This window comes from Methanoculleus sp. 10, from assembly GCF_913757945.1.
Lineage (GTDB): Archaea > Halobacteriota > Methanomicrobia > Methanomicrobiales > Methanoculleaceae > Methanoculleus.
Window position 1 is genome coordinate 106,007 of the sequence record NZ_CAJYDP010000011.1, and the last position, 15,872, is coordinate 121,878.

19 protein-coding genes are annotated in these 15,872 nt (G+C 60.1%); 9 read left to right on the top strand and 10 right to left on the bottom strand.

Going from position 1 to position 15,872, the window contains the following annotated elements; genetic code table 11:
- Positions 1-280 precede the first annotated feature (280 nt).
- Genes QZ408_RS13260 through QZ408_RS13280 form a run of 5 tightly spaced genes read right to left on the bottom strand, consistent with a single transcriptional unit; the run spans position 281 to position 4,210 of the window.
- On the bottom strand, positions 281-1,063 hold the full coding sequence (locus QZ408_RS13260) for a CBS domain-containing protein (RefSeq protein WP_292492212.1): 783 nt from the start codon (positions 1,061-1,063) through the stop codon (positions 281-283).
- Positions 1,060-1,899 carry a CBS domain-containing protein gene (locus tag QZ408_RS13265; RefSeq protein WP_292492214.1) on the bottom strand — a complete coding sequence of 280 codons (840 nt, stop codon included), beginning with the start codon at positions 1,897-1,899 and terminating at the stop codon, positions 1,060-1,062. The genes QZ408_RS13260 and QZ408_RS13265 overlap by 4 nt, the downstream gene beginning before the upstream one ends.
- A gap of 8 nt (positions 1,900-1,907) precedes the next feature.
- A complete protein-coding gene (locus tag QZ408_RS13270; protein WP_292492216.1) occupies positions 1,908-2,855 on the bottom strand; it encodes a CBS domain-containing protein in 948 nt (315 codons plus the stop codon).
- Between the two features lie 39 nt (positions 2,856-2,894).
- Positions 2,895-3,650, bottom strand: coding sequence for a CBS domain-containing protein (locus tag QZ408_RS13275; protein ID WP_292492218.1), 756 nt, complete (start codon positions 3,648-3,650; stop codon positions 2,895-2,897).
- The gene (locus tag QZ408_RS13280) at positions 3,647-4,210 is read right to left on the bottom strand and encodes a CBS domain-containing protein (protein WP_292492221.1); all 564 of its coding nucleotides are present in this window, start codon (positions 4,208-4,210) and stop codon (positions 3,647-3,649) included. Before QZ408_RS13280 ends, QZ408_RS13275 begins: the two co-directional genes overlap by 4 nt.
- A gap of 209 nt (positions 4,211-4,419) precedes the next feature.
- Between QZ408_RS13280 and QZ408_RS13285 the strand changes: the two genes are divergently transcribed.
- From QZ408_RS13285 to QZ408_RS13300, 4 genes are all read left to right on the top strand, one after another.
- Entirely contained in the window at positions 4,420-5,061 is a 642-nt protein-coding gene (locus tag QZ408_RS13285; protein WP_292492222.1) for an Era-like GTP-binding protein, read from the top strand.
- Between the two features lie 5 nt (positions 5,062-5,066).
- Positions 5,067-5,435, top strand: coding sequence for a DUF2073 domain-containing protein (locus tag QZ408_RS13290; protein ID WP_292492224.1), 369 nt, complete (start codon positions 5,067-5,069; stop codon positions 5,433-5,435).
- A gap of 15 nt (positions 5,436-5,450) precedes the next feature.
- Positions 5,451-5,825: a Zn-ribbon domain-containing protein gene (locus QZ408_RS13295; RefSeq protein ID WP_292492226.1), complete on the top strand. Its 375-nt coding sequence runs from the start codon at positions 5,451-5,453 to the stop codon at positions 5,823-5,825.
- A gap of 266 nt (positions 5,826-6,091) precedes the next feature.
- A complete protein-coding gene (locus QZ408_RS13300; RefSeq protein WP_292492228.1) occupies positions 6,092-7,270 on the top strand; it encodes a radical SAM protein in 1,179 nt (392 codons plus the stop codon).
- An 85-nt stretch (positions 7,271-7,355) separates the two neighbouring features.
- Here QZ408_RS13300 and QZ408_RS13305 read toward each other — a convergent pair whose 3' ends face one another.
- Positions 7,356-7,517, bottom strand: coding sequence for a hypothetical protein (locus QZ408_RS13305; protein WP_292492230.1), 162 nt, complete (start codon positions 7,515-7,517; stop codon positions 7,356-7,358).
- A gap of 37 nt (positions 7,518-7,554) precedes the next feature.
- Complete coding sequence (locus QZ408_RS13310) at positions 7,555-7,788, bottom strand: type II toxin-antitoxin system HicB family antitoxin (RefSeq protein ID WP_292492232.1); 234 nt, start codon at positions 7,786-7,788, stop codon at positions 7,555-7,557.
- A gap of 240 nt (positions 7,789-8,028) precedes the next feature.
- Here QZ408_RS13310 and QZ408_RS13315 point away from each other — a divergent pair, with 240 nt between their 5' ends.
- The 3 genes from QZ408_RS13315 (at position 8,029) to QZ408_RS13325 (ending at position 10,746) form a co-directional block, all read left to right on the top strand.
- On the top strand, positions 8,029-8,466 hold the full coding sequence (locus QZ408_RS13315; RefSeq protein WP_292492234.1) for a hypothetical protein: 438 nt from the start codon (positions 8,029-8,031) through the stop codon (positions 8,464-8,466).
- Positions 8,467-8,533: 67 nt separating this feature from the next.
- Positions 8,534-8,716 (top strand): hypothetical protein, encoded by a 183-nt coding sequence (locus tag QZ408_RS13320; RefSeq protein WP_292492236.1) that lies wholly within the window; start codon positions 8,534-8,536, stop codon positions 8,714-8,716.
- A 26-nt stretch (positions 8,717-8,742) separates the two neighbouring features.
- Positions 8,743-10,746 (top strand): ATP-binding protein, encoded by a 2,004-nt coding sequence (locus QZ408_RS13325; RefSeq protein ID WP_292492238.1) that lies wholly within the window; start codon positions 8,743-8,745, stop codon positions 10,744-10,746.
- Between the two features lie 821 nt (positions 10,747-11,567).
- On the opposite strand, the gene QZ408_RS13330 is transcribed toward QZ408_RS13325, so the two are convergent.
- From QZ408_RS13330 to QZ408_RS13340, 3 genes are read right to left on the bottom strand one after another with little or no spacing between them, the layout of a single operon-like run.
- On the bottom strand, positions 11,568-11,999 hold the full coding sequence (locus QZ408_RS13330) for a type IV pilin N-terminal domain-containing protein (protein WP_292492240.1): 432 nt from the start codon (positions 11,997-11,999) through the stop codon (positions 11,568-11,570).
- Positions 12,000-12,016: 17 nt separating this feature from the next.
- Complete coding sequence (locus tag QZ408_RS13335; RefSeq protein WP_292492242.1) at positions 12,017-12,850, bottom strand: type IV pilin; 834 nt, start codon at positions 12,848-12,850, stop codon at positions 12,017-12,019.
- Positions 12,851-12,855: 5 nt separating this feature from the next.
- Positions 12,856-13,770 carry a hypothetical protein gene (locus QZ408_RS13340; RefSeq protein WP_292492244.1) on the bottom strand — a complete coding sequence of 305 codons (915 nt, stop codon included), beginning with the start codon at positions 13,768-13,770 and terminating at the stop codon, positions 12,856-12,858.
- A gap of 184 nt (positions 13,771-13,954) precedes the next feature.
- Here QZ408_RS13340 and QZ408_RS13345 point away from each other — a divergent pair, with 184 nt between their 5' ends.
- A complete protein-coding gene (locus tag QZ408_RS13345; RefSeq protein WP_292492246.1) occupies positions 13,955-14,983 on the top strand; it encodes a radical SAM protein in 1,029 nt (342 codons plus the stop codon).
- The gene (uppS, locus tag QZ408_RS13350; protein WP_292492248.1) at positions 14,964-15,743 is read left to right on the top strand and encodes a polyprenyl diphosphate synthase; all 780 of its coding nucleotides are present in this window, start codon (positions 14,964-14,966) and stop codon (positions 15,741-15,743) included. The genes QZ408_RS13345 and uppS overlap by 20 nt, the downstream gene beginning before the upstream one ends.
- The last annotated feature ends 129 nt before the right edge of the window (positions 15,744-15,872 follow it).

Genomic DNA, 15,872 nt, shown 5'->3' on the forward strand with positions numbered 1-15,872 from the left:
GAGAGGCTGCACGCAGGGAAATACCCTCTCCGGAGGCAATCCCCGGGCGCTGGACCGTGGTGGCTATCGCCCCGGGGTGCGGGGGCCGCCCCTCCCTGCACGGGCGACACCCGGAAACCCCCGCCTCGCCCCCCCTTCCCCTTCCTCTGAGGGGACGGGGGCATTGCGTGGCGCTCCCCGGGAACTGTCGTGGGCGGGCGTGCTCCCCTCTGGCGAGGGTGCCGGTTGAGAGCCGATGCGTTCTCCGGGGGGCCGAAAAAGAGGTCGTGCCGGCCCCTTCTCACAGGGCCTGGACGAGCGAGTTCCTGGTTACGACGCCCGTGATTCTACCGTTCTGCGTGATCGGGACGGAACTGATGTTCTTCTTGAGCATCAGGTCGATGATATCCGAGACGTCCGTATCCGCGTTCACCGATATCAGGGGCGTGCTCATGATGTCGCGCACGAGGAGGTTCCTGATCCGGTACTCCTGGCGCGTCCCTTCCACGATGTCCTTGAACGCATAGAGCGCTTTTGCGACGTCGGTCTCCGTGACGATGCCGAGGGTCCGGTCGCCCTCCTCGACGATGAACCGGTTGATCTTGCCGTCGAGCATCCTCCGCCGGAGGTGGACGGCACGCTCCTCGACCTGGATGCTGTGTGCTGGTTCCATGACGTCGGGGAGATCGCCCGAGGGCCGGAGCACCTTCAGAAGGTCGCCTGCCGTCACCTGGCCGATGAGACGGTGCTCGGAGTCGAAGACCACGACCAGTTTGTAGTGCTGGAGCAGCGGCACCAGGATGTCGATGTTCTGGTCCGGGTATGCGGAGGTGAAGTTCTCCTCGACCGTGTTCGCGACATGGATGGATGTGGCCTTCAGCGCATGGGTCTTCCTGCTCCCGAGCGTCTCGGCGATCGCCGCCCGGGACGTCGTGCCGATGACCGTGCCGTTGTTGGTCACGATGAGCGGGTCGACACCCTCATCGAGCATCTTTTCGAGCGCTTCGCTGACAAAGGCGGATTTTGCGATGGTGATCGGTTTTGTCATCACGTCTTTGACGAGTATCTGAAATCTGTCGCTCATTTTGCCACTTCCTTGATGATATCATCTCTCTTGAGCACGCCCCGGATATCGTTGTCCTCCACGACCACGAGGCTGTTGATCTGGTGTTTGAGCATCAGCCCGACGGCATCCTGGATGGATACATCGGGGGGGACGGTGATGACCGGGCGGCTCATGATGTCCTCTGCGACTGCCGAAACCTCGACCACGTACCTGAACCGCTTCTGTCCTCCCGGCTCCTCTTTGCGGAGATGGGTGACGTCTTTTCTCGGCAGGTTCATCCGTTCGTCCAGGTACTCATAGAATGCGAGGTTGCTCTCCGTTATAATGCCTGCAAGGCTTCCATTGTCGTTAACGACAATAAGTTTATCGTTTTTCCCTTTTATCGTGTCGATGACGTGGTCAAGCGAGTGATACCGGTTGACGGTGATCGCATCCTCCATGATCTCGTCGACCCGCGCGGAGAGCCCGTGGACGTGGGCCGAACGCATGACGTCCAGTTTGGTGACGATACCGACCACCTTACCGTCGTCGACGACGGGCAGCCCCGATATGTCGCGGTCGAGCATCGTCGCGGCGATATCGTGGATGCTGGTCTCCGGCGTCACGGTGATTGGGTTCTCCGCCATCAGGATACTGACCGGGATCCGGTCGATCGGGCGGCGGCGCCACATCGGTTCCGTCTGCCTGAGCCGGTAGGCGATATCCTTCTTGGTGAGGATGCCCCGGAGTTCATCCCCTTCCATGACGGGAAGCCTCGATACGCGGTACCTGAGCATGAGGTTCCGGGCATAGGCCACGTTATCCGTCGGTGCAACGACGTACACCGGCGCAGACATCACATCTACGGCACGCATACACTCAATCACTCCTCTGCAAATGCTTTCACAAGATCATACTCCGTCACGAGCCCGACGAGGCGGGAGTCCTCTATGACGGGGAACGCCCCGATGCGTCTCTGGATCATCTCGACGGCGATGTCGTGGATGTTCCGGTCCGGTGTGGTGGTGTAGAGTTCCCCGGAGAGGAGCGACCGCACCGGCGCTCCCATCACCTCGGCGGAATCCCCGGTCGTCAACTGCTCGAAGGCCCTGCCCTTCCCGAGATAACTCATGACGTCGGTGGCGGTGACGATGCCGCAGAGGACGTCGTCCACGACGACCGGGAGCCGCCGGAACCTGCACTTCACCATCTCCCTGCAGACGCTGCCGATCGGGGTGTCGGGGCTCGTGACGCGGACCGACGACCGCATGACGTCCTCGACCCTGCGGCCCGAGTGCTCGGTGGCGAGCACCTTCATCACGTCACGTTCGGTCACGATGCCCTTGAGGTTTCCTTCGGCGTCGGTGATGGGGATCCCGCCGACGTTGCGGTTGACGATGATATCGACCGCGTCGGCGATCCTCCCGGTAGCCGGCATGGTGACCGGCTGCGGGGTCATGATCTCGCGGAGTTCCTCGTTGACGGCGGCAAGGAAGTTGCCCCCGTGCTTCACCTGCACGAGGTTGAACTTGTCGCCGCCGCCCATGAAATCGATGATGTCGCTGACGGTCACGATCCCCCGCAACCGGTGCGTTCCCGCATCGACGAGCGGCAGCCGGCGAAACCCTTCCCGGGTCATGATCCCGACCGCCTGGATGATCGTGGTGGTCCGCTGCGCCGTGACGACGTTCTTTGTGGCGATCGCCATGATCTCGCCTTCGTAGCCGGCGATCCTTGTTTTAAAGTCGATTGGCCCGCGATCACGTTTGCCCGGCATCTTCAGGAGCCGATCAGCCGGTTTCTTATCTGCGTTATTCGAGTTCGGTTGCATGGTATCACTCCTCTGGGGATATGGTATCTGGGGATGCCCTCACGGGGTGAGGCAACTTGAGACGTCGTGACGGTCGATGACGCCGACGATCTTCTTCTTCTCGTCGACGACCGGAAGGATGCTGATATCGTGGTCGACCATCAGCCGCGCCGCCGTCGCGACCGGGTCGTCGGGCGTCACCGTGATGACGGGGGTCGTCATCACCCGGTCCACGGTGGTGTCGGCCTGGTTCTTCACTGATATGCGGACGTTCCCGGCGCGCAGGAGGTCCCGGCGGGAGATGATGCCGATGGGCTCTCTCTTCTGCACCACCGGGAACGCGATAAAGCCGCTTGCAACAATCAGGTTATAGATGCGGTGGATGGGTTCTTCGGGTGCGCAGGTGACGGGTTCCCGCGACATGGCGTCTTTGACCCTGCCGGGGATGTCGCGGCGGGAGATCAGGACGGGGAAGAGCTCCGAGAAGAGCACTCCGCCCAGGAAGACGCCGTCTTCGTCGACGACCGCGGCACTGTTCGTGCGGGCGTTCATGATGGCGCGGCCGACCTCCGCGAGGGGCGTATCCGGGGCGACCCGGGCGGCCTCCCTGACAAACCCTTTGATGGTGACGTTGGACTTGGTGTCCATGACCCGCAGGACGTCGGATATGTCGAGATAGCCTACCAGCCGGTCTTTCTCGTCCACGACGTAGAGTTCGCGAAAGACGTCGTCCCGCAGAACGCTCCGTGCTTTCGTGACGTAGTCGTCGTAGCGCAGGGTGGGTATACTCACCATCAGGTTCGCGGCCGTTTTCATAGCAACTGCTCCTCCTCCCGACAGGCGTGGCAGAGCATAAGGTTGTCGACCCTTGATAAGTCGTCGGACATGTTCCCGCACCGGTCGCAGACGCCCATGGTGTACTCTTCCTCGCGGTTGATCTCGATGAGATCCGCCAGCAGTTCGTTCACCTCGGCCGCGACGGTGAGGATATCCCTGACCGTGACGATCCCGATGACCCGCTGGTTCTCAACGACAGGGAGCCGGCGGACGCGGTGCTTCACCATCATTGCCACGGCATCCCCTACCATCTTGTCGGCACCGATCGTGATCAGCGGGGTGCTCATAATCCCGTCGACGCGAACGCTGCCCGGTTTTACGTCCTTTGCCACGACTTTACAGTTGATGTCCTCCTCTGTGACGATCCCGATGGGCAGGCTGTTTTGCAGTACGATACAACTGCCGACCTCGTCGCGGCACATGGTCTGCGCCGCACGGGCGACTGTCTCCCCCACATCGACGGTCGTTGGATGGCTCCGCATGACCTCCCTGATTGGTACCCGCGTCTCGAAGTGGATGGCATCGCTATTATTCATCATGGGATTCTCCTAATCTGGTCGCTGTAAGAGCCGATTTTCCAGGTGCAAGTGTATCTAGGTTTCGACAGTATAAAAGAATTCTCTCGTCTGAGGAATGCTGTTTGTCTCCAATTTGAGGAGAATGCGCCGGACGGAACATATAATTATATTTATTCCCGGGTGCCATACTCACTCAAGTGTAGGTGAATCGGCCTATCGGAGGGTGCTAAATGAAGTTCTTAGTTCGTACAAAACAAAAGATCTCGCAGTTCCTGAATGCGTTCTTTAAGAGGCGGACCTGCCGCATCGGGATCTACGGGCCTCCCAATGCAGGCAAGACGACGCTCGCAAACAGGATTGTGCGGGATTGGACGGGAGATGCAGTCGGGCCGGTCAGCGAGGTGCCTCACGAGACCCGCCGCGTGCGGCGCAAGGAGGATATCACCATATCGAGCCAGAACGGTCACTCGGTCACGATCGATATCGTCGATACGCCGGGCGTGACGACCAAGATCGACTATAACGAGTTCGTCGAGTACGGGATCGAGAAGGAGGAGGCGGTCAAGCGGGCCCGGGAGGCGACGGAGGGTGTGGCCGAGGCGATGCACTGGCTCCGCGAGGATATCGACGGCGTCATCTACATGCTTGATGCCACGCAGGATCCGTTCCAGCAGGTGAATATCATGCTTGTCGGGATCATCGAGAGCCGCAAGCTCCCGGTCCTGATCGTCGCAAACAAGAACGATCTCCCCGACGCTTCTCCCGCGCGGATCAAGAGTGCGTTTCCCCAGCACCCCGTGATATCGATATCGGGTCTTGAGGGGAACAACGTGGATGAGTTGTACGAGAAGATGACGTCATACTTTGGGTGATGGAGATGATACAGGGTGTACAGATAGACCTTATTTCGGCGGAGCGCCTTGATCGGCTCACGGCAATGGAGAAGATTCGCCTGATCCTTGACGATGTTATGGAGGGGAACATCGTTATCCTGGAGAAGGGTCTTGCGCCGGACGAACAGAGCAAACTCATCGAGATCACGATGCGGGAGATTGCGCCGGACGGGTTCTCGGGGATCGAGATGGAGACCTATCCTGTCAGGGATGCGCCGACCGGGTTTCTCAGCAAACTTCTCGGGGGGAAACGCTCTGAGACCCGGTTGACCGTGATCGGGCCCGCAAATCAGCTCAAGACGCTCAAGAAGGAGAAGGATCTCATCAGCGCATGGGTCTCCTCCTCGAGGTAGGCGGGGTGACGGGGAATGCCTCACAAGTGTACGCAATGCGGCAGGGAGTTCGAGGACGGTTCGACGAAGATACTGAAGGGGTGCCCGAGCTGCGGCGGGAAGAAGTTTCTCTACATCCGTGAGGCCGAACGGCACGACGACGTGCTGAAGGAGAAGACGATCGAGGAGATTGTCCGGGATACGGGCGAGGACGTGCTCGAGGTCCGCGCGGATCGGCGTAAAGCGGAGATCGAGGTGTTTGAGCGGATCGAGAGTATCCGTATCCTCGGCCCCGGTTCGTACGAACTGAATATCGAGAAACTGGCGCGGTCGGATGAGGTCGTCGTCGGACTGGAGAAGGAGGGGAGGTACGTGGTGGATATCCTCTCCATGGCCAAAAAGAGGAAGTAAGCGGCATTTACAGCCCTCCTGCGGAAACTGGCCTATTTTCGTGCGATCTCGCCGCTCTTCCCAAAAATATTATATATTTTCAGGCCCTTTTTTGATACCTGATATAACCCGGCACCCTGCGGTGCATATCCGGGCGATGGTTTCCTGCATGGGAGCACGGCACTCTCATGAGCCCTTTATCATACCCGATCGCCGTCCTTCACGCTCTCATGAGGTCTGTCCCCGGTTGCGCCGCGCAGCAAGGGATGTCGATGTGAAGGAAGATTATGAACCCGACGTATATCACATCACTGGATAAGGTCGCCGGTATCGGCGCACAGGAGCGCGCCCGTCTCGCGCCGGTGCTGGACCTTTTTGCGTTCCGCTCGAATGACTACTACCTCTCGCTGATCGACTGGGAGGATACGAAGGACCCCATCCGGCGGCTGATCATACCCTCCTTAGACGAGCTTGAGCCCTGGGGCCGCCTCGACCCGTCGTCGGAGCACCGGTACACCCGGGCGCCGGGGCTGCAGCATAAATACCGTGAAACCGCTCTTATGCTCGTGAGCGACCTCTGCGGCGGGTTCTGCCGCTACTGTTTCCGCAAGCGCCTCTTCATCGGGGATGCGCGCGAGGTGAACCGTGACGTCTCGGGGGGGCTTGCCTACATCCGGGATCACCCGGAGATCACGAACGTCCTCTTGACGGGGGGCGACCCCCTGGTTCTTGATACCGGCCGGCTGCGGGATATTCTCAACCGGCTCCGGGAGATCAGGCACGTCCGGATCATCCGGATCGGGACGAAGATGCCGGCGTATGATCCGTACCGGATCATCAACGATCCGGCCCTCGTGGATGCGATCCGGGAGTGTCACGACGGGGAGAACCTGGTCTACATCATGGCCCAGTTCAACCATCCGCGCGAGCTGACGGATGCGGCGTGCCGGGCGATAGCGCTCCTGCAGGACGCGGGAGCGGTCGTCATGAACCAGACGCCCCTGATCCGCGGGATCAACGATGATCCGGCGGTGCTGTCGAGGCTTCTCGGGCGGCTCTCGTTCATCGGGGTCAACCCCTACTACGTCTTCCAGTGCCGGCCGACGACGGGGAACCGGGCGTTTGCGGTGCCGGTGGAGGAGTCCTACCGGATATTCGAGCAGGCGCGGGCGACCTGTTCGGGGCTCTCGAAGCAGGCGAGGTTTGTTATGTCCCATGCCACCGGGAAGATCGAGGTGGTGGGGAAGACCGGGGGGTTCACGTACTTCAAGTACAACCAGGCGGCAGACCCGGAGGATATCGGGCGGTTTATGGTCTATAAGAGCAACCCGCAGGCCTACTGGTTTGACGACTACACGGAGCTCGTGGATGAGGGGAGGCTCGGGGAGAGCGACCTGCTCGACGCCGCGGATGCCGGCATCGCAGGGACCCTTGGGGAGACCGACGAGAGCCCGGGGGTTTTGTAGGGCGGGTTTAACCGGGGCTCCGGCGACCTCTCCCACGGTGCGGCCGGCGACCGGGGGTATCGTGAGCCCGCGCCGGAGCCGCTGATCAGGCGTTCATCGATGGCGCCGGCAGGTTTCTCCTGCATTCATCGAGTGTCCTGCCGGTTGGGGGGACTCCGGGGAGTTCCGGGACTTTCCCGTATTCGGCGTCGTCGAGGAGCTTGTAGCGGGCGTGTTCGAGCGCCGCGGCGATGTATTCAAGGATCATGCTATGCACCAACAGGGTTGGTTCCATCTGCAGGGGTTTATATCCCCGCATTGCCTGCATTCACGGGTACGGAGACCTTAACCGGGATTGGTTTGCCGAGCTTCCTTGCGATCTCGATATAGCCCGCGGTCGCCTCCTCGATATGCGCCAGCGCCTCTTCCCAGGTTGACCCCTCGCTGACGCATCCCGGAAGGGATGGCACCGTTACGGTATACCCTCTGTCCTCATTCTGTTCCATAAGAACCGTATAGCGGAGACGAGTGTCTGACAAGCGATCCCTCCAGCAGCGGAGAGTTGTCCACGGCACTACATAGGGGTTGTGCCGGTCGAGGGTAACCGCCGACCCGTTGATGAGGCGGACTCGCCATGTGCGGCGGTATCGGAACCTGTGAAAGTGATATCAGTAACTTCCTATAGCACTACTTAACTTCAAGGCGACCTCAGTAATTGACTTGGGATATACGCGATAGAATTTAGGAAGGCTTATTTATGGAATGTCTAATCGTTTATTATGTTAGGCATCGATCCGCTCTTTGATACTGTTGTTGAAGCAATAAATAGGTGGAGTCCTTCAGCAGAGTACACCAGTGAACCGAAGTATCGGGACGATTTACAAGGGTATCTCCTTAAAGTATTAAATCGACCAGATCCGATGAATTTCATCAAGCAATCTGTGATTGTTAGGAAGGAGGCCGGGAGGGGACTTTGTGATCTGGAGGTTAATCGCAGAATTGGCATTGAGCTTAAAAGAAACCTTAAGTCAAAAGAGATGGTTGACAGGCTAACCGGCCAAATCAATAACTACGAAAGAGAGTACTCGGATATTATTATTGTTCTTGTTGGAAATACGGATACAAATCATTTTCAGCACTTGCGTATGGATATTTCACGGCGTAGAGATCGAGTCAATCTCATGGACCCAAAAAGATATGCAATAGTTAAAAAATAGTTATCTTTTAGAGGAGAAAACCAGAACTCTGATGAGGACGGGATAATATTGCACGCTAAGCTGGTCGATGGAGCTCCTTGATCGCGCTACCTCTATTAGAGAGCGGAAAAGTGTTCCTTCTACGAGGGCCGGTTGTGAGATTAAATTTAACCACTTCATCCGTGTCCTGCCTCTGGCATTTGAGGGGATTGAGACGGAATCCGACGAAGCCAAACTGGAAATTGCAGTGCTGCTTGAGGGGGTAATTTGATGAGGTGTTCCGAACTCTTCGACCAGTTGAATGAGCTTGATGAACACCCCCGCATTGAAGCAAAAACTGCACGCGAAGTCAGCGCATCGCTCATGGAGACGATATGCGCTTATGCCAACGAGCCGGGGCTTTCCGGAGGCTTCCTCCTGCTGGGCATCCACGAATGTGAGGAGCCCCGGGATCGGAAGTACTGCATCGTAGGTATCGACAATCCCGATAAGATTCAGCGTGATGTTGCCGAACAATGTGCTTCCCGTTTTAACCGAGTGATCCGCCCGGAGTGTTTCGTTGAAACCGTTGAAGGTAAAGCAGTTGTCGGCATTTTTGTTCCTGAGGCACAAGCTGGAGATAAGCCAATTTTCTTCAAGAAAGTAGGGTTGCCAAAAGGTGCTTTCCGTCGGATCGGTTCAACGAATCAGCAGTGTACCGACGACGACCTTCAGGAGATGTATCAGGAGGGGAGGATACGCCCGTATGATGAAACCATCGTTGCCGATGCGACGCTTGATGACCTGGACGGCGACGCCATTGCTGAGTACCGTCGTGTCCGCATCGGTGTTGACCCCGACGCGGAGGAACTCCGCTGGAGCGACGCCGAGCTTCTTGAGTCGCTCCACTGCGTCAAGATGCGTGAAAACACGCTCCGGCCGACTATTGCCGGCCTCATTCTGTTCGGATCGAAAAAAGCGCTCCGTAAGTTTTTCCCGATGATGCGTCTGGATTACCTCCGTGTTCCCGGGCGCAACTGGGTTGAAGACCCAGATCATCCCTTTGAAGCAATTGAGATGCGTGAGCCGCTTTTTCACCTTCTGTCGCGAGGACTGGCGGCAATCATGGATGATATCCCCCGTGCGTTCGCTTTTACATCCGATGATGGTCTCATGCGGCAGGAGGAGCCTCGCATCCCACCACGAGTCATCCGCGAGGCGCTGGTCAATGCCCTGATGCACAGAAGTTACCTCATCCATAGTCCGGTGCAGGTTATCCGATATGCAAACCGGCTTGAGATACGAAATCCCGGGCACTCTCTCAAGCCGGTTGAGTCGCTCGGTGAGCCCGGTTCAAAACCGCGCAACCCGACGATCGCCGGTGTCCTGCACGAAATGAAGTTTGCGGAGAGCAAGGGGAGTGGAATCCGGGTCATGCGTCAGCTTATGAGGAGTGCACGCCTCTCGCCACCGACCTTTGAATCTGAGCGCGAGCAGGATCTCTTTACGGCAACCTTCCTCATGCATCATTTCCTCGACCAGCAGGATCTCCAGTGGCTTGAGCATTTCAAAGATGCAAACCTCAGCGCTGATGAGGCGCGGATACTGATTCATGCTCGGGAGATCGGTTCCGTCAATAATGCCATCTGCCGGGATTATACGGGTCTCGACACGTTGGCGGCAAGTGGAATGCTACGACGGCTCCGAGATCTGGGGCTGCTCGTGCAGCACCCCCACGCATCGGCGACGTATTATACTCCTACCCGGCGTCTGCTCCATCCGGGGGAAGAGGAGAAGATGGTTGAAGGAGGGGGAACCATTGGAAGAGGTCACCCTGTGCCTGATGGCTTACCTACCATGCCTGATGGCTTACCTACCATGCCTGATGGCTTACCTACCATGCCTGATGGCTTACCTACCATGCCTGATGGCTTACCTACCATGCCTGATGGCTTACCTACCATGCCTGATGGCTTACCTACCATGCCTGACGGCTTACCTACCATGCCTGACGGCTTACCTACCATGCCTGACGGCTTACCTACCATGCCTGACGGCTTACCTGCTTACCTACCTACCAAGCTTGCGGGGGCTATCCGAAATCTCGGGCAGAGAAGTCCGCCGGGGCAGGTGCAGCAGGTCGTCATCGAACTCTGCAGCATCCGGGCGTATACGGCCGATGAACTCGCGGTGCTCCTCCGGAGAAACAAAAAGTGGGTGTTCCGGAGTTATCTCTCTCCTCTGCTTCGCGCTGGAATTCTTGAGTACACGATCCCCGAGAATCCCCGGCACCCGACGCAGGCGTACCGGACGAAGAAGTGAGATGGGCTGTACGCGGGAAGCCGCTGGCTGCATTGCGAAGCCTTGCCGGGTGCGCGAACGCGTAGGAGACCCTGAGTTATCAGGACGAAGTCACCCATACCACGGTGCGAGCGCCTCTGGTGGATAGGGGGAGGGGCCGGTGCGCGCCCCGGATCTGTCGGCGTCGCCTGATGCGGGATGCGCGCCTGGGGTGAATGGGGGTTCGGGCGCCGGGGCCATATCCCCTATCCCTCGCCAGCGGGGTGCTGTCCGGGGAGTGTGCAGGGCGGTTCCCGGGAGAACCTGTCATCTCTTGTGTTGAGCGCGAGAGTTCGCGAAGTCAGCGCAGGTGTTGATCGGATGTGCCGACCTGTGAAGAATCCGGTACTTCACTGAGGCCGGGCTGCCGGAGCTGGAGTTTGCCGTCAGCGCCATGGTCATCTATGGCATACAGGACGATAACTCTGGTTCGGGAGGGAGCCGCGATCGTCATCCCGGACGAGGACGACGGATCCCTGCGTTCCCGATAGGATCGGCTACTGTATCTGTAGTAGCCACACCTGCTATGTCTGGATGCTGGTTGATTACCCGGCTCGATCCGGCCGGGGCCGAGGTCCAGGAGGGAGGTGACCACCCTGTGCCTGACGGCTTACCTGCCAGGCTTGCGGAGGCTATCCGAGACCTCGGGCAGAGAAGTCCGCCGGGGCAGGTGCAGCAGGTCGTCACCGAACGCTGCAGCATCCGGGCGTATACGGCCGATGAACTCGCGGTGCTCCTCCGGAGGAACAAAAGTGGGTGTTCCAGAGTTATCTCTCTCCTCTGCTTCGCCCTGCCCCTCCCGCTCACGGGTGCCCGGCCGCCGTGTCGCTCCCGATGTCGTGGAGGAGCCAGGCGCTTCCGGTGCGGCCGATGCCCTCAGCGACGATCTGGATGCGGGGGTTCTCCGTTCCAACCAGAGTCATATTGACAAGTGCCTCCCCGGCCTTCCATGACGTCCAGGCTTCGCACTCGTGCCCTGCGCCGTCGATGAGGATGAAATCCTTCGGCTCGCCGTCGACGAGGATCGCGAAGCGCCCCCGTTCGAGAGGGTCGCCGCCGTCGTGGTAGATGTAGATGGTTTCCCCCTCAGTCTCGATATGGGCGATCATCGCGGGCGCCGCGTCGCCGGGCGGGTAGGAGAGGAGCGCCACCCCGGCGATCGCCGTCGCTGTCACGAAGACGGCGATGAGGGCCATCACGGCGATGAGGTCGGAGACGGCGGTGTCGTTGGGCATGCTATCAACCCTATAGCCTACTTACTTACGGTTGCGACACGTGCCACAACCCCGATCACCTGTTCTCCTTTGTATGCAACGGCGATCATCACGACCTTATCCCCGTTTTGAAGCTTTGCAAGCCCGCTATCGCCGCTTGTCGAGATGCCGCTCCAGACGTAACTCCCAGATTCTCCAGGGACAGCCCGCATTAGCACCTCTTTATGATTGGTACGAGATCGATCGAACGGATAGAGAATAAAATCAACCCGGTCTACATCCAGCGATGTGACGTCGGCCTTCATTGTTGTCGTAGAATTGCTAAAAAAAATCAGATTCTGCCCCTCATCGGGAGAAACGATCTGAATGGGGGAAGCGTCTCCATCACTTCCCGACCCAGGCGTCTCGGGGCCCACCGTTGTCACCCCCGGTTCCACCGGGTCCGGGGAGAACCTAGTCTCCTCTCCCCCTCCCGCGAACCCCGGCTCTGCAAGGATCGTCTCGCTGCCTCCCGATACCGTGGTCACGACCACCCTCTTCAGCGTCTCCTTGTTTTTGTAGGTGATGTTTCCCCCGATCGACCAGACGCCGCCTTCAGGTTCGGTAAAGTTACGGGTCCCATCCATAAGCCCACTCCCGGTATCGACGTAGATCCGGTACTCCCCCTCCCTCAGGGGGTCGCCCCCCTCATGGGCGAGGACGAGGCTGCCACTCTTATTCCCTGCGATGATAGTTGCGCGGGGGATCTCGTCCGGCTGGGGGCCGGAGAGGAGGACTACAGCCACGATCGCCACAGCAAGGACGGTCACGCCGACCAGGAGCATGACCCCGATCACCTCGGAGACTCCTTCTTCACCGCGATGCTGTCTCATACCTTTCACTCCACCAGGGACGCCGCGTTGTGGATCGTCACCGTGTAGTTCGCCGGATACATGCTGAGGAACACCACCTTGCCGCCTTCTCCCGGCTTGACGGTGAGCGTGACCTTCTTGTTCCCGGGGGACACCTCGGGCTTGAGCAGCCAGATGACGTTCTCATCCTTCGCCCTCTGCCGGACCTCGCCAAAGGCTCTCTCCCAGGCCCTGACCGTCGCCGTATCGCCGGTGACGGTCAGGTTCACCTGGTCACAGGCAACGTCAAGGGTGGGCTGATCGCTCCTGCGCATCCGGGTCTCGACCCGCACCGGCCCCGACCCCGCGATCGTACCTGAGCCCTCGAGGCTGATCGGGGCTACGGTGAGGGTGATATTGTCGTCCTTCGTCTTCGCTATCGCGATCGACGGCCCGACCCGCACCGTCGTCCCCCCCTCCTGGGAGAGGAAGACCGCGCCCATCTGGTAGGTCCAGGTCTGGTCCACCCAGTAGCGGTTCGAGGACCGGTAGGTGAGGTTGCCGAGGGGGATGGTCACGTTCGTACTCCCGGTATCAATCGTCAGGCTCGCCCCCCCGCTACTATTCACCGAGACTGTCCCTCCCGATCCCGCTGGGGTGAGGATGGGAAACGCAAAAGCCGTGCCCCCGGTCGCCGGCGCCCCCGTCCCGAGGTCGAAGGCCGTCGAGAGGAGCACCCCGGTCCGGTTGTAATCCATGTTGTTCACCCACAACGAATCCAGAGCAATCTTATAATCCACGAACCGGTCCTTCACCTGGTTCATGTGCGCGATCTCGTTCTCCCTTCCCGCCGCCGGGACCCCGTACACCTGGTACAGCGACAGGGCAACGACGATCACGCCGAGAAGCAGGACAAAACCGACGACCTCCGAAAGGCCGTCATCACGCGGGCGGGGAGGCATACTCAAGGGTAATTCTCTGTGCGGGGTCTATATTTACCTGTTGCTCTCCATCATCCGCGCCCTGTTGGGTAAACCCAAAACCGGTGATCGCCAGGAGATTTCTTGCCCCCGCCGGGCACCTCCGGCCCCCTCCCCAACACCATCAAACCTTTTCATCTCCCGCCTCCCATAGGTAGAGCAGAGTATGCCGCAGACGTCAGGAGCAGCCCCGGGCGAAAAAACCCTCTCCCGGGGTTGCGTCCTCTGCCATGAGGGAGCAAAGATGGTCCTCTTCGTGACCGGAAGGTGTCACCGGGCCTGCTGGTACTGCCCGCTCTCGCGCGAGAGGAAGGGCCGGGACGTCGAGTTTGCGAACGACCGGAGGGTCACCTCGCCCTCAGACGTCATCGAGGAGGCCGAGAGCATGAGCGCCCTCGGCACCGGCGTCACCGGCGGCGAACCGCTGCTCGTCCTCGACCGGGTGGTCGAACTCTGCACCCTCCTCAAGGAACACTTCGGCCCGGACCACCACATCCACCTCTACACCGGCCTTGCGCCGGACGAACCCGTCCTGGAATGCCTGCGGGGGCTGGTCGACGAGATCCGGCTCCACCCGCCGCACGAGTGCTGGCCGCAGATCCTCGAGACGGACTACGCCAGATCAGCCGTCCTCGCCCGGCGGATGGGCTTTGCGATCGGCATCGAGGTCCCGGCGCTCCCCGGGATCGGGGACCTCGCCCCCGCCCTGCCGCTCCTTGACTTCTTAAACATCAACGAACTGGAGTGGGGCGAGACCTGCGCCGCCGCCATGCGCGAGCGCGGGCTCGAACCCGAGGACGGGCTGCACAACGCCGTTCTCGGCGCACGCCGGTGGGCTGAGGAACTCCCCGCCGACCAAAAAGTCCACTTCTGCTCGTCGGTCTTCAAGGACTCCGTCCAGTTACGGGAACGGTTAAAACGGATCGCTGCCAATACTGCGCGTCCGTTTGAAGAGGTGACCGACGACGGGACGATCGTCTACGGGGTGCTCGAACCGGCAGGCGCCCTTGATGGGTTCCTGGAGAGCCTCGATGAGGATGACTATGCAGTCTGCGAAGGAAGGATCGAGATGGCGTGGTGGGTGCTTGTCGACCACGGGGCCGGGCTGCCGGGAAAAAAGTACGTCGTCGAGCGCTACCCAAACGGCGGCATGGTCGTGGAGGTGACCCCGCTCGATGCTGCGATCCAGGATTGAGCCTCTCTACGAACGCTACCTGCGGTGGCAGGTGAAGCACGTCCCCCTTCATGTCGCGGTGATCCAGGACGGAAACCGCCGGTTTGCCCGGGACCAGGGGCTTGACACGGCGGTCGGGCACCGGCTCGGGGCGGACACCACGGAGCAGGTCCTCGACTGGGCGTGCGACCTCGGTGTCCGGCACATCACGCTCTACACCTTCTCTACCGAGAACTTCCGGCGGGATAAGGACGAACTGGCATCCCTCTTCACCCTCTTTCAGGAGAAGTTTACCGCCATCCTGACCGACGAGCGGGTGCACCGGAACCATATCCGGGTGCAGATGATCGGGGACCGCTCCCTCCTCCCCGACGACCTCCTCCAGACCATCGACGCCGCCGAGAAGGCGACGCTGCACTACGCCGACTACTACATCAACATCGCCCTCGCCTACGGGGGCCGGAACGAGATCGTGCACGCCGCCCGGTCGATCCTCGACGACGTCCGGCGGGGCGCAATCGATCCCGCGACCATCAGCACCACGACCGTCGAGGCCCATCTCCACCGGGGAGCCCCCATCCCCCCCGTCGACCTGATCATCCGTACCGGCAACGACTGCCGGACCTCGAACTTCCTCCCCTGGCTCGCAAACGGCCACGAGTCCGCCGTCTACTTCTGCGCCCCCTACTGGCCGGCGTTCCGGAAGATCGACCTCCTGCGGGCGATGCGCGTCTACGACCAGCGCATGCGCTTGAAAGATCGCGCGGCCCGGCGGGACTGACGCGGCCGCGCGGCACCTGCGGCGGACGCAATAGCACGGGTCACTGTTACCACCACGCTGGCGTGGCCTCTCGCAAAGAGCGCGAAGCAACGCCCGCCCACCGTTCTTCCCGCGAGTACGCCGTGTATG